Source organism: Bartonella sp. AP4SXKL (assembly GCF_042195845.1).
Classification (GTDB): domain Bacteria; phylum Pseudomonadota; class Alphaproteobacteria; order Rhizobiales; family Rhizobiaceae; genus Bartonella.
The window spans coordinates 146,272-171,255 of sequence record NZ_JBHIPA010000003.1; the positions used below are offsets into that span (position 1 = coordinate 146,272).

Consider the following 24,984-nt stretch of genomic DNA (forward strand, 5'->3'; position numbering starts at 1 on the left):
TAAAAAATATCCCTTTCAAACCACTGCAGCTGCGTCAATCACGCGCAGTTGCGGATTGATCGTTCCATTCCAATAATTCAAACTAAGATGACCAGCTAAATGAATCATTTCACCAATATTTTCAAAAAGAAAATCACCTAGCGATGTCCCTACAGCACGAAAAGCTATTCCTTGTAGTTTTTTTCCTTCAACATTAGATACAATGAGGCGAAGATGTCCTTTACCAACTTCAGATAGATTCACCAGTCGATGAGAGGGAAGAACAAAAACAGGTGTTGCATTCCCTGCCCCAAATGGCCCTGCTTTTTCAAGCAATTCAAACAGCGCTTCATTAACACCAGAAGCAGAAAGAGAACCATCTATACTAAGAGATTTTTTTGCACGCAACTGTGAAACCATTAAAGAAACTTTTTCTTCTAGCCATTTTCGAAAAATTTCAATTTTTGTTGATTGAATTGTAATTCCTGCTGCCATACTATGCCCCCCTCCTTTTTCTAATAAATTGAGTGTAACAGCTTCACGAACGATTGCTCCTAAATCTATACCATTAATTGAGCGTCCCGACCCTACGCCATTTCCATCTTCTTTCAAAGCAATAGCAAAAACAGGACAAAAAAAACGCTCTTTGAGACGGGAAGCAAGAATACCAATAATTCCCGGATGCCATTCTTTATGAGAAATTACAAGCGACAATGGTATTTCTTGATCTTGATAAAGAGAAGTAATATAAGATTCCGCTTGTGCTAATTGAATGTTCTCCATTTCTTGGCGTTCTTGATTAAGCCGATCTAATTGTTCTGCTATTCTGTCCGCTTCATCTTTATTCTCACAACTAAGCAAACGTGCTCCCAAAGCTTGATCACCAATGCGCCCTCCTGCATTAATTCTAGGACCTAATAAAAAACCTAAATGAAAACTATTAAGCGGCTCCCCTATTCGTGCAACCTTTGTTAAAGCTGTTATTCCTAGATTATGCATAGAACGAGCAACTTGCAGCCCTTTTATCACAAAAGCACGGTTAACCCCCTGTAATGGAACAACATCACATATGGTTGCCAATGCAACAAGATCAAGCATACTTAAAAGATCAGGCAGCGGTCCTTGGAATTGTTTTTTCCGCAGCAAATGCTGAACCCAAGCTAACGTAACAAAAACAACGCCAGCTGCACATAAATGCCCCTGTTTAGAAAGATCATCAGGACGATTAGGATTGACAAGAGCAACAGCTTCTTGATGAATCTCTGACATTTGATGATGATCTAAAATCACAACATCAGCTCCAGCAAGCCTAGCTGCTTTTACGGCATCTGGACTGTTTGCGCCACAATCAACAGTGATAATTAACCGAGCGCCTTCTTGCACAAGCATCCTCATTGCTTGTTCATTCGGACCATAGCCTTCAACAATACGATCAGGAATATAAATTTTGACTTCAATACCAAAATAACGAAAAAAACGTGCTATGAGTGCCGATGAACAAGCACCATCAACATCATAATCACCAAACACAGCAACCTGTTCTTGATTGAGAAGAGCCTTAACAATGCGCTCTGCAGCGCATTGCATATCCCTAAAACTTTCTGGATCAGGCATAAGCGTACGCAATGTTGGATTAATAAAAGCAACAGCCTCAGCTTCATCCACATCTCTTGCTGAAAGTACTCGAGCTAACTGATCTGGAAAGCCAAATTTTTGAGAAATAGCGCGCGCGTTATTTATCCCTTGAACATCAAGGGCATCTAACCAAGCTTGACCACAAGCAGAAGATTCAACATTGAGAAAATAACGAGACCACTGCATTATTTCTTATTTTATAATGAAGAACGATAAAATACAATCATGCGTTAAAGATAAAATAGTCTTTTGCAACATTCATTTTAAGTTTAAATGGTCTACAAACTTCTTTTAATGGGGTATTATAATACCTTTCTTGTAACATGTTGTTTTATAAAGTTTTTATTTTCTCTTGACGTCAATCAAAAGACATTATATCAGAGCAAGTAGTATGCGTTAAATATTTCGCTATGGTAACAATTTTCAACGCAAAACAGTAAAAATTCCCTTATATTAAAAGGGTTCTAATAAAGGATACTTCTATGGCAACTTTTTCACAAAAGCCAACTGAAGTGGTGAAAAAATGGGTTATTATTGACGCAGAAAACCTTGTTTTGGGTCGTCTTGCCACATTTGTTGCTAACCGCTTACGTGGCAAACATAAAGCTACATTTACTCCACATGTTGATGATGGTGACAACGTTATTGTCATTAATGCAGATAAAATAGCTCTCACTGGCAAAAAATATACGGATAAAAAATATTATTGGCATACCGGCTATATTGGTGGAATCAAACAACGTACAGCACGTCAACTTCTTGAGGGGCGTTTTCCCGAACGCGTTATTGAAAAAGCAGTAGAGCGCATGATTCCTCGAGGGCCTCTTGGTCGCCGTCAATTGAAGAATCTACGTGTTTACGCTGGAAGCCAACATCCACATGAAGCACAACAGCCTGAATCTCTTGACGTTGGTGCTTTAAACCGCAAAAACAAAAGGATTGCTTGATTATGGCTGAAATTAATTCTCTTTCTGAGCTTAGCATAGTAACAAGTATTACAGAAACACATGAAAATGTTGTTCCTGTTCACGTGCAGAAGCTTGATTCACAAGGACGTGCTTACGCAACAGGAAAGCGTAAAGACGCTGTTGCGCGTGTATGGATTAAACCAGGTTCTGGAAAAATCACGATCAACAATAAGGAATTTGACAAATATTTTGCTCGTCCTGTTCTTAGAATGATTCTTCGTCAACCAATTGTTGCAACAAATAGGGATACCCAGTTTGATATTATTGCAACCGTTGCAGGCGGTGGTCTTTCTGGACAAGCCGGTGCAGTGCGCCATGGCATTTCCAAAGCTTTAACCTATTACGAACCAGAACTTCGCTCAATCTTGAAAAAAGGTGGGTTTCTTACCCGTGATAGTCGTGTTGTTGAACGTAAAAAATACGGTAAAGCAAAAGCACGTCGTTCTTTCCAATTCTCAAAGCGTTAATTTCAATTTTTGCAATGCATAAAGCCTCGGACAAAAACGGGGCTTTTTAAAACTGCTAAAACAGACTTTTAGATGAATGTAGGAACAAATCTATACCGATTAGAAAAAACAAGAATGCAAAACAACCTCTTCTCTTAAGATAAAAGGCAAGAAAAATAGACCGAAAAAATTCAAAACTTCAGTTTCAATTTTTTAAATCTGTTTTACTAACTTGTAATATATCGACGTGCTAAAGCACAAAAATATTTACGCGACAACTTTAGCAATCTTATAAGCTTTTCAATATTTTTTCTATCATCACTTAACAAGCTTTAGTCCAAGAAATGCTTTACCATTGTAATAAAATGAGGGACAGAAATAGGCTTTGACATATATTCTTCACATCCACTGGCACGAATTCGCTCCTCATCGCCTTTCATAGCAAAAGCTGTTACAGCAACAACGGGGATTGATCGAAGTTCTTCATCTTCTTTTAATTGTTTAATAACATCTATTCCAGAGACCTCTGGCAACTGGATATCCACAAGGATAAGAGATGGCATTGATGAACGCGCCAAATCTAATGCCATAAGACCATTACGTGTTTCAACGGTTTCATAACCACTCGCTTCTACAAGATCGCGAAATAACTTCATATTAAGCTCATTATCTTCCACGATCATGACTTTTTTTGACATTCGTATAACTCCACCCTTCTCAGATAAAATAGAGAAATAGAAATGAATCCACATTCTCTTTGCTTAAGATAAAATGATAAAATGAATTGTAAACCACAAAGAGATTAAAAGATTCCAATAAAAGCATTTTTGCAAATATTTGTAAGACGCATCGCTATACTTATTCAGTTCATCAACATAAAACCCACAAATAGTCGTAAGATTGTGTGACCTTGTATTTTTTGAGTTGATATACAAAGTTTATGGATATCTCAATTAATGCATTCGCGTTTTCATCATAAAAAAATATCAACCACAAACTTAGCTCAAATGCGCATTTTGAAGAGAAAAAAATTTAAGTAAATTTAAAAAGCAACTGATTAGCTGAATTTAATGCACCATATACTGGCATCCACAAAACAATATCTTAATGATATAAAAGGATAAACTTATCAAGGTCATTAAGATTAAAAAAAATAAATAAACCGTGATTAAATATCACGGTTTATTTAATATAAAACATTCAATAACAGCATAATTCAAAGTTTATCAAGGATAATATCTTTTAATTCAAAGCCCATGAACTATGAGAAAAAGCATCGAATGTTCTTCCACCTGTCTTTCTGTTAGGACTCGGCGGCTTTCTAGTAAAGAAATATACAAGATATGCGATGAGACCAAAAATCGCTGTCTCCACCCCCATTAAACCCGCAACTTTTTGGACATTTTTCTCAGCCCCTTGTCCTCCAAACTGGCTAATAATCATATCCACAGCTTTAATAACTCTATTTTCCTGTGTCATTACAGAAATAAAACCAGCATTTTGAAATCTGCCATTTAAAGAATCAGCATTGGCTCTTAAAATCTGTGAAAAGAAAATCGCTACTGCAACAAAACATACTATACAATGCTTGAATATTTTCATCATAACCACCTAATTACAATATTTAGTAAAATAAATTTTCTTTACCGCCCCCTCTAAATAGAAAACATTCCGTTATCTATCGATAAAGTATATTTATCTTCTGATAATAAAAATATAATACAAAATTTAATTAATAATTTTATTTTAATTGTTATTTTTATATTATATTACACTTACAATATATCCGTTACATGTTTATTTAATAATTGTCAATTATTTTATTTGTACTTTACATTATGTAGTTTAATGATAAAAATATATTAAAATAAAATTATTTTATTGTTTTTATTATGAATTTAGCTTTATTATCATAAATATTATTATGATTTTATAATATATAAAAATATCAATATGTTGTTTTTTAGTTACACATAATATTTTTATTTTTTTGTATAATATAGTAAAATAAATATTTTTATAAAATAATTTTTCCTTAGGATAGATTGAGAAAAAATATTTGCCCCAGCTACAATTAGCGTAAGCACCAGCTTAACTCTTTGATTGAAAAAGCTAAATTAGGTAAGATAAGGGATAACTTTGGTGAATGCGCCAAATCTAATGCCATAAGCTATTACACATTTCAACGATTTCACAGCCATGCGTTTCTACAAGAACGTGGAATAATTTTAATAAAGTTCATTGTCTTCCACAATTATAACTTTCTAACATTAATATAATTCCACGACTCTAAGATAAAATAGAGAAATAAAAATGAATACACCTTCTTTCTAACCAAGATAAAATGATTAAAAATATGAATCATAAAAATTTAATAATGTCCAATAAAAGCATTTTAGCAAATATTTGTAAGACGCATCGCTATACTTATTCAGTTTATCAAAATGATAATCTAGAATAGCCGTAAAATGATGTGATCGTATATTTTTTGAGTTAATACGAAAAATTTATGGATATTCAAATCAGCTCATGCCCCTTTTCATCTTAGAAAAGATATCAATCACGAAAATTAACATAGATATATATTTTGGAAAAAAATTTAAATAACGTTGATATGGATAGATTATTTGCTAGCAAACAATCTTCTCTATTAAATCAGAGTGTTCACTACTGTGATATTGTAATCTCAATCACGACAACACTTCAATAACAGACTAAAATATAGATTCACTATAAGCTTAAAATAAAAATTTTGGAATTGATCATACATACAATGAATGAACCGTAAAATACAAAAGTAATCATAACACTAGAAAATGAAAAAGCTTATCACTCTTGTTCACTATTCCTTCCTCTCTCATTTTTTCTGTGTTATTTTTAAAGTCTTGTAAAAGATATGAATTACATGCAAAAAAAATTAGCCCTTTGTAATCTCTACGCCATCAATCACATTAGTTTTATTAATGATAAGCAATAACATTTGTATAGCTCTAAGCTTAGAGAGCAAAACCAGATTAAAGTATCATTTTTATTTATTGTAAAGAGGATGTAAAACTCCATTTTTCTCTTATCATTGTTAAGAAAAATTGAAAAATGAGCTTATTAATATTAAAAAAATAGAAAATAATTTTTTAAAAAATAATATCTTATTTAATTACTTTTTAAAATAATATAAATATATTATGTTTATATTGTATATATTTAATTAAATAATAATATTTATAATAACACTAAAATAGTACATAATAATTATCTTTATATCAAATAAAATCATAACATAAAATAAGAAATTCACAATAAAATTAGGTATAATTCCATTAGTTAACAAGTAAAACAAAGAAATATATTTAATTATGTTATTGAACTCAGTTGCGTTGCCATCGTTTTTGCCTGCTTGGATTGGTGAATCCTTTTATTTCCAAGCAATTATTAACTGAATTTTGACTGCTCAGCATGCTGAAAAATCTCTATGTGATTGTTGTCTTGATAATTGCTATCATGTTGTTTGGCGAAGCTCTTAGCTTTCTATCGGGCAACTTAAAAGCTTTATTCTGTCAATTTTCTTATTGTTTAAGCAAAAACTCATCCACGTAATAATATATTGAATGCACCAACAAAATCCGCACGAATAACCACATTCTGCACATATAAAAATTACCCATCTTTGACAATTTTTTAGCACTATAAACGCAACAAAAATAAATTTTGCTCGGAGAAGAAAGCACTACTAATATTGTACACCATCTTACCATTGGCTTGTGTCATCAAGCAGCCATCTAAACTCAAACTAATCTAAAACCAAGAAATTTAACTCTCTGATTTTTATTGTAAATTCTTTGCTCATAGCTATAGAAATACAACCGATTTTATGCATGAATATGTCTAATAAAAAATCCTCATGTGTAAATTTTACATGACTTATACCGCCAGCATAAATAACGATATTTTACAGTACGATAGAATTTTTACTCAATTTTTTATTTTTATAATCATGATGACTTTTATATTATCCCCCTAATCCATTAAATTTACGCATTGTTTTCTTATAACTTATGAAAGTCATGACCATGGAAAGAAAAGCGCTCAACAGAAGATATCCAATATTCCATTCGCCTTTACCAAGCAACAATGACACAGGCAAGGAAGCAGAAAAAGCCATGGGAAGCATAAACAAAAGCCATTTTACGATGCTTAAAGGATAAATTCCTATTGGCACAAATGAAAGCTCATAAATCATTTCATGAAAATATTCGACAGGCATCTTACGGCTAATAATAAATGTTATAAAATTGAACATCAGAAAAAAACAAATATTGACAATAAAAACACAAAATATTGCAACAACAAAAGAGATCCATCTTAGCTTAAGATCAGAAATATTCGGTAATGATACAAATAAATAGGCACTAACATAAAGGACAAAGAGCTTGATCAAATTAAGAGGTTTACACCAACCAAACAACATCAACAACCAAATTGAAACGGGCTTTATCAAGTATGGTTCAATTTTACCATCCGCTACTTTTTCAAAAAACGTTTCAATAGAATTAATAAAAATATTCAAAAATATTCCAAGTAAAACAAAGACAACAAAGATAAAATGGATTTCATCTCTGCTATAGTTACCGATCTTTCCTGAAAAAGAAGATACTCTATCAATAAATATGAATTGAATAAAATAATAGCATAGAGAAAGAATAAACTCCCCAGCCAAATTCTTACCATAAACAATCTGTCGGCGGATATTCAGACTGATAAAATGAAGGATGATTTTCATCTCAACCACCTGCTCCATTATATGCTTTCATCCCTTTATTCCAAGCGATATAAATTAAGAATAAAAAACACAAAATATAAGTAAAACTTCCGAAAATAAACTGCTGAAACAACGCTAAATTTTGCGTCGCGAAAAACTCGGCAGGAGCGGATATCATGAAACGATAAGGATTAAATTGCATAAGCGGAATAAGCCACACCGGCCAAAAAGATGGTGGTAAAAGAACACCCCCAAGAAGCGCTGAACTAAGAATACTAAAAGAGAGTAATATATTGTACTCAATCACCCAAAAGCTTAATAAAGCAATTCCAAAAGAGATTAAAAAACAAAGCAATTGTGATAGAATAACAACCAGAAAAAAGAACAGAAAAGCGATGACCAATCCCAGAATATTTTCATAGAATAAAACAAGCTTAACAATAAAAAGAGCCAATAATGGGATGCTATATAATACACTCTCCCCTAAAAAAGTAAAAAGCATTTGTGTCATATAACTAAAGGGCTTTGTAAGATATACTTCTAATTGGCCTTCTTTAACATGATGAGAGAAAAACTTAATCACATTATAACCATTATTTAAGCGACCTAGGACTAAAGCAAAAGCATAATAATACATCATATCATAAAAGCTAAAGCCATTTATGGTGTTGCCCGTATCAGAGAAAAGTGCATTCCATAATAGAAGTTGAATAACAAATGGCGAAAGTGTCCCAATGATAATATCGGTAAAAAACATTGCTCTATCACTTAGAACAGTGAGTAATCCATTCTTGGCAAAAAGAAACATACCAAAGCAGTGGTTAGATAAATTCTTTAAATTTAACACGGAGCATCTCTTCAAGCGAGGGAGTGGATACAGAGAACGTACAGTTCAATTTGGTTGTAATTTCGCGTACAAAACGCGCAAAATCCTCACGGGGCAGCGAAACCTCCAGCGAGCATTCTTCAGCGTTAAAGTGCTTATCTTTTAAAGAAGTAGATAATTTCAACGCAATCTCATCAATTTTTTCTACAACAGCTGAAGGTACAGCCATGTGTTCACAAAAAAACGTTATTCTCACCAAAGAAGGAATGACATTTTTAAGCGCGTGAAGATTACCATGAAACTGTTTCTTTCCTTTATGCAAGAGAATAATATCATCAACGTATCCATCAATATCTCCCATATCATGACTTGTGATGATATACCCAGTGCCACGCTCCCTTTTCAGTTTTTTAAGAAGCTCCCTGATTTCATGCTTAGATGTAAGATCAAGACCAATACTTGGCTCATCGAGAAACAACAGTTTAGGTCTAAAGGAGAGATTAAATGCCAATTCACTTTTCACTCTCTCACCCAGACTAAGCATCCGCACTGGCTTATCCATAATATGCTCAAGACCCAGTAACTCAGCGATCTCTTTAAGATCACGGGTAAAAGAGGCGCGTTCAAGACCATATAATGGTTGAACCATATCCAGACTGTAGCGTAAGGGCAAATCCCACCATAAACAATTCTTATGACCAAAGACCACACCCAAAGACTTGAACAGATTTTTCTTCGCTTTATAAGGATCAACACCAAGGACTTTAACACATCCCTCATCAGCGTATTGTATACCAGAAAGTATTTTAATCAGTGTCGATTTACCCGCTCCGTTAGGGCCAAGAATTGCTAACGATTGCCCTGAAAAGAGGGTGAAACTCATATCTTTTAACACATGATGATTTGTATAAACCGGCTTGAAGAGAGAAAAGACCTTGTTTTTAAAACCAATTCCTCTGTCAATGTTGCGATATATTTTTGAGACGTTATTAACGTCAATCAATAATGATCCCATCAGTCACTCCTCATTTCAACTTATCCCCCCTTTGAATGTTTCCATAATAAATATCTGTTTTTGTTCACTAGAAAAAACAAAAGTGTTCAAGCCCTCCTTAGAGCAATAAAACGCGCCTGACGTTTTATCTCCAATTTTTTGTCTAGATATTTTTTCAATGTGATGAGTTCACTTCAATGAAGCATTAAGATACTAAAAACTTATTTCTTCTTTTATGAAAGATAATCTTTTGGATAAACTAAGTAAGTAGAAAAATAATTGGTCATTGAAAGGAGAGCTTTGGTAAGAAGGCTTCATTGTGTAAGCAAAGATACAAAGCATAAATCTATACTATAAGCATATCAAACCACATTGATAACAAAACAAAAATCCTTGACAACAGGAATTTTTTGAGAGGCTACTTTCCCTCAGCATTACTATAAAATGCCTCCATTATTCCCCATGAAAAAACTAAAATTGCTTTCACTATTTTAGTAAATATCTTTCAGATTTTATCTAACTCATCTCCCTCAACAGACACGCCTCCCCAATATATGACCTCTGTAGATAATTCAAAGGAGCAGCTTCATAAACTCAGATTATTAAACGATACATCATATCCCAAATAACAATACAATCAATATGGATAAAGAGCTGTAGAAAGAAAGCCATGATATTCGAAAATTTCATCACTCAAAAACACAATTTTCTCATAGCTATTGACTTATCAAAAACTTTCTTCAAATGATGCCCTATTCATCTTATCAAATTTATAGATAAAATTTGTATCAATCAAAAAGAACAAATGAAGTTTGTTTAGTCGGTTTCAGCATCACTCTCATTAAAAGATAAAAGATTAAAACTTTGGACCATATGAGGTGGTAAAGGTGCAACAATGTCCAATATTCCTCCTGAAGGATGCGGAATACGAATACGACGTGCATGAAGATGAAGACGATTTTGAATTCCTCCTGGTAATGTCCAATTACTATCAGAAAAAAAATACTTTGTATCGCCAATGATAGGATGATCCATATGGGCTGCATGCACACGAAGCTGATGTGTTCTCCCTGTATAGGGTTCCATTTCAAGCCACGAAAGAGCCCGCCCTCGCGTATCTAAAACGCGATAGTAAGAAACCGCATGATGTGAATCTGGCTCCCCATGTTCACAAACACGCATTTTGTCACCTTGTGCAGTCATTTCCTTAACCATCCACGTTGAAATTTTGTCCTGCTTTTTTTTAGGCACGCCCCGAACCAACGCCCAATAAGTCTTTTTTGTTTCTCGCGCTCTAAAAGCAGCAGTTAAGGACTGAGCAGCTCCCCTTGATCGCGCAACAATAAGCACACCCGACGTCTCACGATCAAGACGATGAACCAAACGCGGCTTTTCACCTTTTTTATTGCGCCATACCTCAAGCATACTATCCATATGACGTGTTAAACCAGAGCCTCCTTGTACAGCCAACCCAGCTGGTTTATTAAAAACAAATACCTTTGGATCTTCATAAAGCAGCATTTTTTTCAAAACGGTCCCATCATCCTGCCCACGAAGTGTTTTATCCGTTATTGAAAGACTCTCCTTGTCATTAATAGGGAGAGGTGGAATACGAACAGCTTGCCCTATACAAAGACGCGTATCGGCTTTAACACGTCCACTATCAACCCGTATCTGACCAGAACGCAACAATTTTTGCAAAGCTCCAAAACCAAGTCCTGGATAATGCACTTTAAACCAGCGATCTAAGCGCATTCCATTTTCATCTGCCTCAACTTTTTTTATTTCTATGCCTGCCATGAAAATTCCCTTACCTGATAATTTTATTGATCTATTTTTGCGCCTTTATAAACACAAAAATTCATATTTTAGTTGGTTTTATCACACCATATTACAGTTAGTATCCAAAATTTCCTTTTCTTAACGTCCAAATTTTATTAGCTAAAAACTAAGCGTTGTAAAAATCAACAGCCTTTACGCTTAATAGCGAATGGAGATAATTAACCGTGTCCTTATTCAAAACCTATGCACGTGTTCTCACTTACCTAAATAGAGAAAAAAATGCATCCCTTTTAATCTGTACCGCTAATGTTATATTAGCTATTATCGCTATTGCAGAACCTATTTTATTTGGACAAGTTATTGATTCTATTACAGACAAAACAGCTATCATCCCTACTCTTGCCATTTGGGTTTGTTTTGGACTTTCACATATTATTGCTTATGTCCTTGTTGCTCGCGGTGCTGACCGCTTAGCCCATAGACGCCGCTTAACGGTTTTAACGGAATCTTTCGAACGTATCATTGCCATGCCTTTAATTTGGCATCAACAACGTGGAACTTCCAACGCACTCCATACACTTTTGCGCGCAATAGATTCCATGTCAACCATATGGCTTGATTTTATGCGCCAACATCTCTCAACGCTTGTCGCCTTATTGGTTCTCATCCCCATAGCGTTTAATATGAATTGGCGTCTTTCAATAGTCTTGGTTGTGCTTGCCATCATTTATGTATTAATTGCACGTTTAGTGATGCGAAAAACAAAAGACGGACAAGCCGCTGTAGAATGCTATCATCATAACCTTTTTAAACATGTCAGTGACTCAATCTCTAATGTTTCCATTGTACAAAGTTATAACCGAATAAAAGAAGAAACTTCCATACTGCATCAACATACAAATGCTCTTCTTAAAGCACAAAATCCTGTTCTCAATTGGTGGGCGCTCGCCAGTGGCTTAAATCGAATGGCTTCAACAATTTCAATCGTTTGTGTTCTTCTCCTTGGAGCTTTTTTTGTTGCAAAAGATCAATTACGAGTAGGTGAAGTCGTTGCTTTTGTTGGATTTGCACAACTCATGATTAGCCGCCTAGACCAAATGAGCAATTTTATTAATTGTGCAATATCCTCACAAGCAAAACTGCAAGAATTTTTTGAAATGGAAGACTCAACCTTTCATATCAACGAACCACAAAATCTTCCTTCCCTCCAAAATGTTAAAGGCGCCATACAATTTCATCACGTGACCTATCAATTCCCAAATTCTTCTCAAGGTGTTTTTGATATTTCCTTTGAGGTTAAAGCAGGACAAACTGTTGCGATTGTAGGACCAACAGGGGCTGGAAAAACAACATTGATCAATCTGTTGCAGCGCGTATACGACCCTACCCTTGGGCATATCTCCATTGATGGAATAAATATATGCTCAATCAATCGCGAATCTTTACGCAAATCTCTAGCAACAGTATTTCAAGACTCGGGTCTTTTCAACCGTACTATTCATGACAATATTTCAATAGGAAAAGCGAGCGCAACGAATGAAGAACTTTATGAAGCAGCAAAAATAGCAGAAGCTCACGATTTTATTCTAAAAAAAGCTGATTGTTATAACACAATGGTGGGCGAACGAGGATCTCAATTATCAGGTGGAGAAAAACAGCGACTAGCAATTGCACGCGCTGTTTTAAAAAATGCCCCTATTCTCATTCTAGATGAAGCAACAAGCGCTCTTGATGTTGAAACAGAGGCACGTGTCAAAGATGCTCTCGATTGCATAAGCCATAACCGCACTACTTTTATTATAGCACATCGCCTCTCAACAGTACGCAATGCTGATGTGATACTCTTTCTGGATCATGGTCACTTAATGGAAAAAGGAAACTTTCAAGAATTGATCGATAAAGGGGGACGTTTCTCTAATTTTTTAAAGGCAAGTGGTTTAACAATCAAACCACCAGAAAGAGAAGGAGAAAATGTTATCCCCTTACATGAAGCCATAGCATCATAAAATTAATACTCTTTTTCAAGCCAAAAAATCCTCCTCAAGATAACAAGAGTGCTTATATGATACAAGTAAAAAGATTTCTAAAAATGCCACAATCCATTTTAGGTATTTAAGAAAAATATTAAAACAGTTTAGTATTTTCTCTGCTATTGCAATTTTACTAGATTAAAACAAAAATATTTTCCTATATCTGTGCATATTGACGAGTATACATTCTCATTTAGGGAAAATGTAAAGGTAAAAACAATTTCCAGTTTTACCGTCTTCTTTTTACTCAGCTTTACGAATTTCAAAACGAACTAAAGAAATATCTTTTAAATAATGAATATTATGTATTGCTTTGCACTTTTGTTTATCACGTTCTTTATAGTCCTCTCATAAAGAACAGAACATCATTGTTTTGCACATTCATATGACTTTTTTAAGAAACATTTTTCAATGCTCTTAAGCCCATTTCACAACGACATTCGTGAGTGGTTTTGATTAATTTAACATACACAGAATTTGAAATAATAAAACCCTACGAATATTCGTAGCTCTTGTTCAAAAGATAAAACGATAAATTATCATTATAATTCAATATATTAAAGCAATTTCATCATAAATAAATTAGATGTTAATCTAAATATTTAGATTTATGTTATATTCCTTTGATTTATATTGATAATTCATTACCTTATAACTTAAAATAAAGATTTATAAAGATAGGAGAATATTCCTTTCAAGACCTTTTAATAATAAACCAAAAAACTGTTTTCTTGTACATAACAAGCAAAATGAAAATAATAGCTCTAAGATACAACAACTCTTTTATAAGCCTTTTCAAGGAAAGAAATTTTATTCATTTGAATAACTAATCGAATAATGATAGCTTATAACTTTATAAGGATAATCGTATGCAATAAATCTTGTATTTTTCCTTTCATAAAAAGAGATGTTTCTTCAAAAAATCTATAAGAGCAACACAATAACTAGTCTTCCTAGTAAAAGAATACACAGTAAAGCATGAAGTGCTGCATAATCTATCTTATCTTAAAAAGGTGACTCCTGAAACGCTTGGAAGCTATAAAGCCAAATGATAAAGTGGTGATAAAGACAAACACTGTCTTTATCTTTACAATTGTATTTTCCCCAATTACGCTGTATCTGCATTTCAGAAATACACCAGACAGATATTCATGATACATAGATGCCAACCAAATATAACAATGTGAAAAATACCTATGCAGAATGATTTCATTCTTTAATTTTTTTCAAGAAAATCTTTTAGTGCCGCAAATGCCTCATCAGCTTTGTTCCCCTCAGGACCACCAGCCTGCGCCATATCAGGACGGCCACCTCCACCTTTACCACCAAGCATCGCTGAAAGAATACGAACGAGATCTACAGCATTTAATTTATCCGTTAAATCATCCGTAACACCGACAACAGCACTCCCTTTTCCATCCTCCGAGACACTAATAAAAGCAACCACTCCAGATCCAATTTGTTTTTTCTCAGAATCGACGAGCGCCTTAAGATCCCGTGGTAAAATATTTTTAACAACGCGTCCGGTAAAAGAAAGCCCATTGATGATGGTAATATCACCTTGGCTCCTTTCTGTTACTCCACCACTCAACATCATTTTCTTGCGTACATCATTCAATTCTTTTTCAAGTTTACGACGATCATCAAGCAAAATTCGCACCCGTTCTTCCACACCAGCAGAAGAAGTTTTTAAAAGATCAGCGATTTCATGAATACGTTCATCTTGGCGGCTAAGATAAAGACGTGCTTCTTTGCCTGTTAAAGCTTCAATACGCCGCACTCCAGCTGAAACAGAACTTTCAGAAACAATATGAATTAAACCAATATCACCTGTTCGCTCCACATGTGTCCCTCCACAAAGCTCAATTGACCAACGCTTTTTTAATCTTTCCTGTTCAAGTGGCTCCCCCATAGAAACAACGCGAACTTCATCACCATATTTTTCACCAAACAATGCCATGGCTCCTTCAGAAATGGCCTCATCTACAGCCATGAGGCGCGTTATTACTTTACTATTTTGCAAAATAATCTCATTGGCTAAATCTTCTATTTTTTTCAACTCTTTTGGTGAAACGGATTTTGGATGGGAAAAATCAAAACGCAACCGATCTGGCGATACAAGAGAACCCTTTTGTGTAACATGGTCCCCCAATGTTTGGCGTAAAGCTTCGTGTAACAAATGAGTAGCAGAGTGATTCGCACGAATTTTCTTACGACGAACAATATCAACCGTTAATTCTACACAATCAGACCTCGATGCCTGACCAGATTTCACCTCCCCAATATGGATAAAAACACCATCACCCTTTCTTTGGGTATCATGCACCTTAAAAATAAAATTTTCACCAGAAATGATACCGCTATCACCAATTTGCCCACCAGATTCACCATAAAAAGGTGTCTGATTAACAACAAGCATAGCTTTCTGATCTGAAGAAATATGATCAACAATTTTACCATCACATACAAGAGCTGTAAGAATACCTTTCGCTGTCTCAGTTTCATAACCTAAAAACTCTGTGTCCCCCACTTGATCACGAACAGAAAACCAGATTTTCTCTGTTCCAGCTTCTCCAGAACCAGACCAATTGGCACGTGCCTCCTCTTTTTGGCGTTCCATCGCTTTATCAAAAGCACCAACGTCAACAGATATTCCGCGACGACGAAGAACATCTTGCGTCAAATCAAGCGGAAAACCATAGGTATCATAGAGCTTGAAAGCAACTTCACCATTCAAATAGTCCCCTTCTTTAAGATCGGTACTTGCTTCGTTCAACAAACCAAGTCCTCGTTCAAGCGTTTTACGAAAACGTATTTCTTCTAACCTTAAAGTTTCTGAAATCAAAGATTCAGCACGTGTCAACTCAGGATAAGCTTGTCCCATTTCGCGAATTAAAGCAGGTAAAAGTCGCCACATTAAGGGCTCTTTAGCACCAAGAAGATGCGCATGACGCATAGCACGACGCATAATACGACGTAAAACATATCCTCTTCCTTCATTAGAAGGAAGCACACCATCAGCAATCAAAAATGCAGATGAGCGAAGATGATCAGCAATGACACGATGGCTGGCAATAAAATCACCCTTTGCCTCAATCCCTGTAATTTCTTCTGATGCAGCAATTAATGCACGAAAAAGATCAATATCATAATTATCATGAACGCCCTGTAAAACAGCAGCAATACGCTCTAATCCCATACCGGTATCAATAGAAGGGTGAGGTAAGTTAACACGTTCTTCCTTGGAAACTTGCTCATACTGCATAAAAACAAGATTCCAAATCTCAATAAAGCGATCCCCATCTTCATTAGCACTTCCAGGAGGACCGCCCCATATTTCATCACCATGATCATAAAAAATCTCCGAACAAGGACCACAAGGGCCTGTTTCTCCCATCGACCAAAAATTATCAGCCGTCGCAATACGAACAATTTTTTCATCTGGAAGACCTGAAATTTTACGCCACAGTTCAGCAGCAACATCATCACTCTGATAAACTGTCACCAACAATTTATCTTTTGGCAGGCAAAATTCCTTTGTTAAAAGATTCCATGATAAAAAAATAGCTTCTTCTTTGAAATAATCACCGAAAGAAAAATTACCCAGCATTTCAAAAAATGTATGATGGCGCGCCGTATAACCAACATTATCAAGATCATTATGCTTTCCACCTGCACGAACACATTTTTGTGCCGTTGTTGCCTGCGTATAAGAAGGTTGTTCAAGTCCAGTAAAAACATTTTTAAACTGCACCATCCCTGCATTTGTAAACATAAGTGTAGGATCATTCCGCGGAACAAGCGGACTAGAAGAAAGAACTTTATGCCCATTACGATGAAAATAATCCAAAAATGTTGACCGAATATTATTAACACTATTCATGTTGACACCTGCTCAATACAGCACAAAACCATAAAAGAAAAATCCCCCCTCATTAAATCCTCTTCGCCACGCATGGAGTCAATTTAATCAAAAATGGAATATTTGTTTTAAAAAATTGAGAAAAAAATGACTGCGTATTTAAAAACTCAAACAAAAAAACAGAAAAATCTTAAAGAAAAAAAATTATAGACGACCCCCCCATCAAATGGCTTCATCACTTTCTATATTTTCTGACCCTGCATTTTCTAACAATTCAATCGCAATCAAACCAGCATTTTGGCGCAAAGCTGCTTCAATCTCTGTAGCTATTTCCACATGTTCACGTAAAAACTGCTTTGCATTCTCACGCCCCTGCCCTAAACGCTGAGAATTATAAGAAAACCATGCACCAGATTTTTCAACAACACCAACCTTGACACCCAAATCAATCAATTCACCTACTTTGGAAATACCTTCACCATAAATAATATCAAACTCAACCTGTTTGAATGGAGGTGCCAATTTATTTTTCACCACTTTAACGCGCGTCTGATTACCAACGATTGAATCCCTATCTTTAATGGATCCAATGCGACGAATATCTAAACGAACAGAAGCATAAAACTTTAAAGCGTTTCCACCCGTTGTCGTTTCAGGAGAACCAAACATCACACCAATTTTCATGCGAATTTGATTAATAAAAACAACCATACAGTTAGAGCGAAAAATTGCTGCGGTTAATTTTCGTAACGCTTTACTCATTAACCGAGCTTGCAATCCGGGCAAAGCATCACCCATTTCACCGTCAATTTCTGCTCGCGGTGTTAAAGCTGCGACAGAATCCACAACAAGCACATCAACGGCACCAGAACGAACCAACGTTTCTGTAATTTCCAATGCCTGTTCACCGGTATCTGGCTGAGAAATGAACAAGTTTTCTAAATCAACACCAAGCTTACGCGCATAAATAGGATCAAGCGCATGCTCTGCATCAATAAAAGCACAAATCCCACCACCTTTCTGTGCCTCAGCAATAGCATGGAGAGCCAATGTTGTTTTCCCAGAACTTTCTGGTCCATAAATCTCAACAATACGCCCCTTCGGTAATCCACCAATCCCTAAAGCAATATCCAAGGATAACGACCCTGTTGGAATTGTTTCAATTTCAACAACCTGCTCTTTTTGCCCAAGACGCATAATCGAGCCTTTACCAAAAGAACGTTCAATTTGTGAGAGAGCAGCATCGAGAGCTTTTGTTTTATCCACGATTATATCCTTGACCGAATTCATAATAACCTAAAACTTTAGTGTATACTGTACTTTTAATTTAACTAAAGGCTTGAGTTTAGAGTTTCACAGACTATTTCCATTCCTATCTCCACATTATGTCCATAAACATTCATGACTATCACAATAAAGAATTGGCATTGCTTATCTTATGACACATAATAAACTCCAATAAAGTAATATCTCTATGGGAGCATAGTTAACATATTTATATCTCTCTAGAAAAGGAACAATTTAATTTTAAACACAATGTTCTACAACCCTTCTGCTTATCCCTTTGATTAAATACTTGAGAGACTAAGAATTCTCCCGCTATTGATCACACAAAAAACGCATCATCAATCAACCTCATACCCTATTGCATCGAAGAACAAAACGCTATTGTGTTGCATATTCATGCACTTGATTTAAGAAACATCTCTCAAAACTTCCAAGCTCATTTTGTGACAACACCTATGAATGTGGTATACTGCAAAACCCTTTAGGCACCACCATCTTTACTCTATAGAAGGAGCAAGCCGGCACCATCACACTATTTATCATCCTCCAATATTGCAACAGCTCTCGGCACTTGAGACAATTCATAGGAGGGATTTTTAGTCCTTTCTTGTACAGTTTTTATCACACGCTAATCCTGCTTGTAACATGCAAGCGAATAACTTGATTGCTTCAACAAATAACAGACTTGGGATGAGAGAAATTTACGGTATTTGAAACTTTCATTCAACTTACGAAACAGTTAATTATCATTATAAGTCAATATATTATTTAATAAAACCAAAAAAAATAAAGCAGCTTAAAAGTTGAATGATATATTTAAATTTGAAAAAATATGCACTTTTGAAGATATCAAAAAAATCTCTACAAGCAATGCAATAAATTGTTTAAAATATAAGCTAAATTTCTCATACAATAACATAAGAGATCAATAAAAAACGTATTTCAACTCAAATTTTATTTTGATCTTTACGTTTTTTGCGCAACTGTTGCCACCACTCAAGACGTTTCACAATTTCACGCTCAAAACCACGCTCAACTGGTTTATAATAACTCTGACGTCCAAGTTTTTCGGGAAAATATTCTTGTCCTGAAAAAGCATCTGGTTCATCATGGTCATAACAATAACCACTTCCATACCCTTCTTCCTTCATAAATTTCGTAGGAGCATTAAGAATATGCTTAGGAGGTGGTAAAGAGCCATTTTTGCGTGCACAACGCAGTGCTGCTTTATACGCAAGATATGCTGCATTTGACTTTGGCGCAGTTGCAACATAAAGACATGCTTGCGCCAAGGCCAACTCTCCTTCTGGTGATCCTAAATAATCATAGGCATCTTTTGCTGCATTACAAATGACAAGAGCTTGAGGATCCGCCAAACCAATATCTTCAACGGCCATACGAACCAATCTTCGCCCAATATAGAGAGGATCTTCACCAGCATCCAACATACGTGCCAAATAATAAAGCGCAGCATCAGGATCAGATCCACGAACGGATTTATGCAACGCTGAAATGAGATTATAATGCCCATCTCGTCCTTTATCATAAATAGGCGCACGACGCTGAATAACTTTTTGCAAAGCAACAACATCAAGAATCTCTCCCAATGGCGCAATAGACCAAACTTCCTCTGCCAATGTTAACGCAACCCGCGCATCACCATCAGACATCTCTATCAAAACGTCTCTGGCATCATTATCCAAGGGAAGAGTTTTTCCCTCCACTTCTTCAGCACGCCTCAAAAGCATGTCCAAACTTTCATGATCATGAGAAAGAAATGTTAAAACACGTGCACGCGAAAGAAGGGCAGCATTCAGTTCAAAAGAAGGATTTTCGGTTGTTGCACCTATAAGTACCACAGTACCCTCTTCCATCACAGAAAGAAAACTATCCTGCTGTGCACGATTAAACCGATGAATTTCATCAACAAAGAGAAGTGTTTTATCCCCAGATATAAAACGCCTCTGCGCAACTTCAAAAATCTTTTTAAGTTCAGAAACTCCTGTAAAAATAGCAGAAACCTGTTCAAACGCGAAATTTGTTTCAAGGGCTAACAAACGTGCAACGGTCGTTTTTCCCGTCCCTGGAGGTCCCCAAAAAATCATCGATCCAATTGAGCCTGTTGCCGCCATACGTGAAAGCAAACCATCCTCTCCAATCAAATGCTTTTGTCCCACAACATCATTGAGAGAACAAGGGCGCATTCTTTCTGCAAGTGGCTGATTTTTATTAACTTGAAAATCAAACGACGAAGTAAAAAAATCTTTCTTCAAAAAAAAACCTCAACGAATAAATTGGCGAATATACATACCATCACGTTCATATTCCAATTGCCACATATTTGAGCGACCTTGCATAAGAACCTTTTTCAACTGATGAACTGTTTGAATTTTATGGCCATTTACAACACGTAGAATATCTCCTGACTGAAAAATTCCAGCTGCATTGCTCATTTCCTCAAGATTGGTAATCACAACCCCTTTTGCAGATATAGGAAGATGAAAACGTCGACTATTTTGCGGTGTTAAATCTAACACCTCAGCACCAGCAAGAGGACTGTCACCCGTAATTTTTTCAGATTTTAAAAATGCAGTTTCTGATATTGATGAAACTGTTATTTGTGTTTTTAAAGTTTTTCCACTTCGTAAATATTCCAAGGCAAGACTATGCTCAACGTCAGCTGTCATCAAACGATAACCAAGACTATCTGGACTGTCAACGCGTACCCCCTGCACACTCAAAATAACATCACCTACTTTCAATCCAGCTTTTTCAGCAGGACTATCTTTGATAACTTCAATAATCAGAGCACCATAGGGACGTTCTAAACCTAAACCACCAGCAATATCAGCTGTAACATTTTGAAAAGAAGCCCCAATATAAGGCGGCACAAAATATTTTCCACCGCGTTTAACAGTATCAAGCATCACTTTTACAAGATTAACTGGAATAGCAAAACCAATCCCTACAGAACCACCGGAACGCGAATAGATAGCCGTATTAATTCCGATTAACTGACCTTTCATATCAATTAAAGCGCCACCAGAATTCCCTGGATTAATGGCTGCGTCTGTTTGAATAAAAAAGTCAAAATCAGAAATCCCAACACGTGTACGCGCTTGCGCTGAAACAATACCACTTGTAACTGTTTGACCAACACCAAAGGGATTACCAATAGCAAGAACAAGATCACCAACTTCAACAGTATCAGAATTTCCCAAAGAAAGAGCCGGAAATTGAGCATCTTTTTCCTTAACTTCAAGAATTGCAATATCAGTTGCTTCATCTTTGAGCACGACCTTACTCTCAAACTCCCGTCCATCAGAAAAAGCCACTTTAATTTCGCTTGCATCTTTAATGACGTGGTAATTTGTAACGATCAAACCACGTGCATCAACAATCACCCCTGATCCTAATGACGATTGCTTACGAACAGGAAATTTATTTTGAAAACGACCAAAAAATTGCTCAAAAAATGGATCGCCTTCAAAAGGTGATCGAGCTCTAATTTGTCGAGCTGCATAAATATTTACAACAGATGGAACTGTCTTTTTAACTAAAGGAGCAAATGAAAGGGTGATTTCTGTTTGTGTTTGAGGAACATGAGCATATACATGATCAAATGATATCTGCATCATAATTGCAAAAAAAATCCGCACCCAAAAAGAATACCTCATAATCCACTCCTTATAAAATCAGCACATTCTGTTGAAGATTAATAGAATAAAAAAACGTATCCCCGCAAATTAAGGACCTCTATTAATATTTCATAATAGAGAATAAAAACAACCTATTTGAACAATAAATATTATAAAAATAAGATAATTCAATATTCTATAATTTTCTCTCTGCACCTATTTCTCAACTAAAACAAACTTAAAAATGCTCACAAAAAAACCGCCCAAGACAAGGCGGCCTTTAAAAATCCAACAGAATAAAAAACTCTACGAAGATGTTCCCTTTTCATTCTCAGAAGCTTCCATGCGAGCACGATCCCCAGCACCCTTCGCTTCAACATCACGATCAACAAATTCTATAACAGCCATGGGCGCATTATCACCGGTACGAAACCCCGCTTTCATAATACGCAAATACCCACCGTTGCGTGATGCATAACGTGGCGCAAGCGTATCAAATAATTTTGCAACCTTTCCTGCATCACGAAGTGCTGCAATAGCTTGCCGACGCGCATGCAAACCACCACGCTTACCAAGAGTAACGAGTTTTTCAACAATAGGACGAATTTCTTTAGCCTTTGGAAGCGTTGTCACAATCTGCTCATGCTCGATCAACGAAGTTGCCATATTTGCAAACATCGCTTTACGGTGACTGGCAGTACGGTTCAACTTGCGTCCTGACTTACTATGGCGCATAAGCCCTCTCCTTAAATTCTAATTTTAATATTGATCTTCATAACGTTTTGCAAGATCATCAATGTTTTCAGGCGGCCACGCAGGAATCTCCATCCCAAGATGTAAACCCATACACGCCAAAACTTCTTTAATCTCATTCAACGATTTGCGACCAAAATTCGGTGTCCGAAGCATTTCAGATTCTGTTTTTTGAATCAGATCACCAATATAAACAATATTATCATTCTTAAGACAGTTTGCCGAACGAACTGAAAGTTCTAATTCATCCACTTTTTTGAGAAGTGCAGGATTAAAAGAAAGCTCAGAATCAGCCTCTTCAACAGGCTCCTTCTGTGGCTCTTCAAAGTTAATAAATAACGATAATTGATCCTGAAGAATGCGTGCTGCAAAAGCAACAGCATCCTCACCATTAACAGCACCGTTTGTTTCAATCGTGAGCGTTAATTTATCATAATCGAGAACTTGACCTTCGCGTGTATTTTCTACTTTATAAGATACCTTACGGATAGGTGAATAAAGACTATCAATTGGAATAAGCCCTATACGTGCATCATCAACACAATTACGATCAGATGGCACATACCCCTTTCCTGTGTTGACAATAAATTCCATACGAATTTCAGCTTCTTCATCAAGAGTACAAATAACATGATCTGGATTTAGAATTTCCATATCCCCAACTGTACTGATATCTCCCGCTTTCACGACACCAGGCCCCTCTTTATAAACGACGACACGTTTAGGCCCTTCTTCTTCCATACGAAGCGCAATTTCTTTTATATTCAGAATAATATCCGTAACATCCTCACGCACACCTGGAATCGATGAAAATTCGTGCAAAACACCGTCAATCTGCACAGCAGTAATAGCAGCACCACGAAGCGAAGATAACAAAACGCGACGAAGCGCATTTCCTAACGTTAAACCAAAACCACGCTCAAGAGGTTCAGCAATCACACTTATAATATTTGGATTATCATGTGCACATGATTCAACCTTATTGGGTTTAATAAGTTCCTGCCAGTTTTTCTGGATCATATTTTTATTCCCGTTCTTTAGTTCCGTTACCATTCAATCGTAACGACCAATGTGAACATCAGAGAAATCTCCGACAACAAAAAACAACACCCAATTAAACACGCCGCCTTTTCCGCGGACGACATCCATTATGAGGAATTGGTGTTACATCGCGAATAGAAGTAATGACAAAACCAACAGATTGCAATGCACGTAAAGCAGATTCACGCCCTGATCCAGGTCCACAAACTTCAACTTCCAAAGAACGCATACCATGCTCTTGCGCTTTTCTTGCACAATCCTCCGCAGCAACTTGAGCAGCAAAAGGTGTCGATTTACGCGCACCTTTAAACCCCTGAGCTCCCGCAGATGACCAAGCAATTGCATTACCCTGAGCATCAGTAATAGTAATCATTGTGTTATTAAATGTTGAATTAATATGCACAACACCCGATGAAATATTTTTACGTTCGCGACGACGAACACGTGTGGCTTCCTTGGCCATAATTTCCCTTTCAACGATCTCATCACTGCCGTAACATCAGCAGCTCCACCTTTTTTCCTTGTCAAAAAAAATCAAACAAGAAAAAGAATATATAAAAAACCTCCCACAAAGGCCCTTATTTCTTCTTACCGGCGATTGCCTTAGCCGGACCTTTACGTGTACGGGCATTCGTATGTGTACGCTGTCCTCGGACAGGCAAAGACCGGCGATGACGCAATCCTCGATAACAACCAAGATCCATCAAACGCTTAACATTCATAGCAACCTCACGACGAAGATCACCTTCAACTTGATACCCCTGATCTATTGCCTCACGAATCTGCAGCACCTCAGCATCTGAAAGCTCATGCACACGACGCCCCAAAGGAATGCCAACTCTTTCAATAATTTCTTGAGCAAATTTTGGTCCAATCCCGTGGATATATTGAAGCGCAATAATTACACGCTTATTTGTCGGGATATTGACGCCAGCAATACGAGCCACGCCTACTCTCCTTAGTTATTTTGACAAATTGTTATAAAAT

The 24,984-nt window shown here is 36.2% G+C and carries 18 protein-coding genes; 3 read left to right on the forward strand and 15 right to left on the reverse strand.

Features of this window, described 5'->3' with window-relative positions; all coding sequences use genetic code 11:
• Positions 1-15 precede the first annotated feature (15 nt).
• Positions 16-1,800 (reverse strand): single-stranded-DNA-specific exonuclease RecJ, encoded by a 1,785-nt coding sequence (gene recJ / locus ACFIMI_RS02960; protein ID WP_375692226.1) that lies wholly within the window; start codon positions 1,798-1,800, stop codon positions 16-18.
• Between the two features lie 296 nt (positions 1,801-2,096).
• Between recJ and rplM the strand changes: the two genes are divergently transcribed.
• Together rplM and rpsI are read left to right on the forward strand one after the other, a co-directional pair.
• Positions 2,097-2,561: a 50S ribosomal protein L13 gene (gene rplM, locus ACFIMI_RS02965; protein ID WP_015856544.1), complete on the forward strand. Its 465-nt coding sequence runs from the start codon at positions 2,097-2,099 to the stop codon at positions 2,559-2,561.
• Between the two features lie 2 nt (positions 2,562-2,563).
• Complete coding sequence (gene rpsI, locus ACFIMI_RS02970) at positions 2,564-3,049, forward strand: 30S ribosomal protein S9 (RefSeq protein ID WP_015856545.1); 486 nt, start codon at positions 2,564-2,566, stop codon at positions 3,047-3,049.
• Between the two features lie 311 nt (positions 3,050-3,360).
• Here the strand turns inward: rpsI and ACFIMI_RS02975 are convergent, their stop codons facing one another.
• From ACFIMI_RS02975 to ACFIMI_RS03000, 6 genes are all read right to left on the reverse strand, one after another.
• The gene (locus tag ACFIMI_RS02975) at positions 3,361-3,726 is read right to left on the reverse strand and encodes a response regulator (RefSeq protein WP_273724078.1); all 366 of its coding nucleotides are present in this window, start codon (positions 3,724-3,726) and stop codon (positions 3,361-3,363) included.
• Positions 3,727-4,270: 544 nt separating this feature from the next.
• Entirely contained in the window at positions 4,271-4,630 is a 360-nt protein-coding gene (locus tag ACFIMI_RS02980; RefSeq protein WP_375668457.1) for a hypothetical protein, read from the reverse strand.
• A 2,404-nt stretch (positions 4,631-7,034) separates the two neighbouring features.
• Positions 7,035-7,823, reverse strand: coding sequence for an ABC-2 family transporter protein (locus ACFIMI_RS02985; RefSeq protein ID WP_375613131.1), 789 nt, complete (start codon positions 7,821-7,823; stop codon positions 7,035-7,037).
• Positions 7,807-8,631, reverse strand: coding sequence for an ABC-2 family transporter protein (locus tag ACFIMI_RS02990; protein ID WP_375613132.1), 825 nt, complete (start codon positions 8,629-8,631; stop codon positions 7,807-7,809). The genes ACFIMI_RS02985 and ACFIMI_RS02990 overlap by 17 nt, the downstream gene beginning before the upstream one ends.
• Complete coding sequence (locus ACFIMI_RS02995) at positions 8,606-9,625, reverse strand: ATP-binding cassette domain-containing protein (RefSeq protein ID WP_375613133.1); 1,020 nt, start codon at positions 9,623-9,625, stop codon at positions 8,606-8,608. The genes ACFIMI_RS02990 and ACFIMI_RS02995 overlap by 26 nt, the downstream gene beginning before the upstream one ends.
• Positions 9,626-10,420: 795 nt before the next feature.
• Complete coding sequence (locus ACFIMI_RS03000; protein WP_375632409.1) at positions 10,421-11,404, reverse strand: RluA family pseudouridine synthase; 984 nt, start codon at positions 11,402-11,404, stop codon at positions 10,421-10,423.
• Positions 11,405-11,610: 206 nt separating this feature from the next.
• Here ACFIMI_RS03000 and ACFIMI_RS03005 point away from each other — a divergent pair, with 206 nt between their 5' ends.
• Positions 11,611-13,392 (forward strand): glucan ABC transporter ATP-binding protein/ permease, encoded by a 1,782-nt coding sequence (locus tag ACFIMI_RS03005; RefSeq protein ID WP_375692227.1) that lies wholly within the window; start codon positions 11,611-11,613, stop codon positions 13,390-13,392.
• Between the two features lie 1,240 nt (positions 13,393-14,632).
• Here ACFIMI_RS03005 and alaS read toward each other — a convergent pair.
• From alaS to rpsM, 8 genes are all read right to left on the reverse strand, one after another.
• A complete protein-coding gene (gene alaS / locus ACFIMI_RS03010) occupies positions 14,633-17,299 on the reverse strand; it encodes an alanine--tRNA ligase (protein ID WP_375692228.1) in 2,667 nt (888 codons plus the stop codon).
• Positions 17,300-17,500: 201 nt separating this feature from the next.
• On the reverse strand, positions 17,501-18,544 hold the full coding sequence (gene recA, locus ACFIMI_RS03015) for a recombinase RecA (protein WP_273791424.1): 1,044 nt from the start codon (positions 18,542-18,544) through the stop codon (positions 17,501-17,503).
• A gap of 968 nt (positions 18,545-19,512) precedes the next feature.
• Complete coding sequence (locus ACFIMI_RS03020; RefSeq protein WP_375613137.1) at positions 19,513-20,838, reverse strand: replication-associated recombination protein A; 1,326 nt, start codon at positions 20,836-20,838, stop codon at positions 19,513-19,515.
• A gap of 9 nt (positions 20,839-20,847) precedes the next feature.
• Entirely contained in the window at positions 20,848-22,242 is a 1,395-nt protein-coding gene (locus ACFIMI_RS03025) for a DegQ family serine endoprotease (protein WP_375613138.1), read from the reverse strand.
• A gap of 267 nt (positions 22,243-22,509) precedes the next feature.
• Positions 22,510-22,938 carry a 50S ribosomal protein L17 gene (rplQ, locus tag ACFIMI_RS03030; RefSeq protein ID WP_273791421.1) on the reverse strand — a complete coding sequence of 143 codons (429 nt, stop codon included), beginning with the start codon at positions 22,936-22,938 and terminating at the stop codon, positions 22,510-22,512.
• A gap of 24 nt (positions 22,939-22,962) precedes the next feature.
• Positions 22,963-23,976 carry a DNA-directed RNA polymerase subunit alpha gene (locus tag ACFIMI_RS03035; protein ID WP_375611485.1) on the reverse strand — a complete coding sequence of 338 codons (1,014 nt, stop codon included), beginning with the start codon at positions 23,974-23,976 and terminating at the stop codon, positions 22,963-22,965.
• A gap of 94 nt (positions 23,977-24,070) precedes the next feature.
• On the reverse strand, positions 24,071-24,460 hold the full coding sequence (gene rpsK / locus ACFIMI_RS03040) for a 30S ribosomal protein S11 (protein WP_007347762.1): 390 nt from the start codon (positions 24,458-24,460) through the stop codon (positions 24,071-24,073).
• A gap of 115 nt (positions 24,461-24,575) precedes the next feature.
• Positions 24,576-24,944 (reverse strand): 30S ribosomal protein S13, encoded by a 369-nt coding sequence (rpsM, locus tag ACFIMI_RS03045; protein ID WP_026500557.1) that lies wholly within the window; start codon positions 24,942-24,944, stop codon positions 24,576-24,578.
• Positions 24,945-24,984 lie beyond the last annotated feature (40 nt).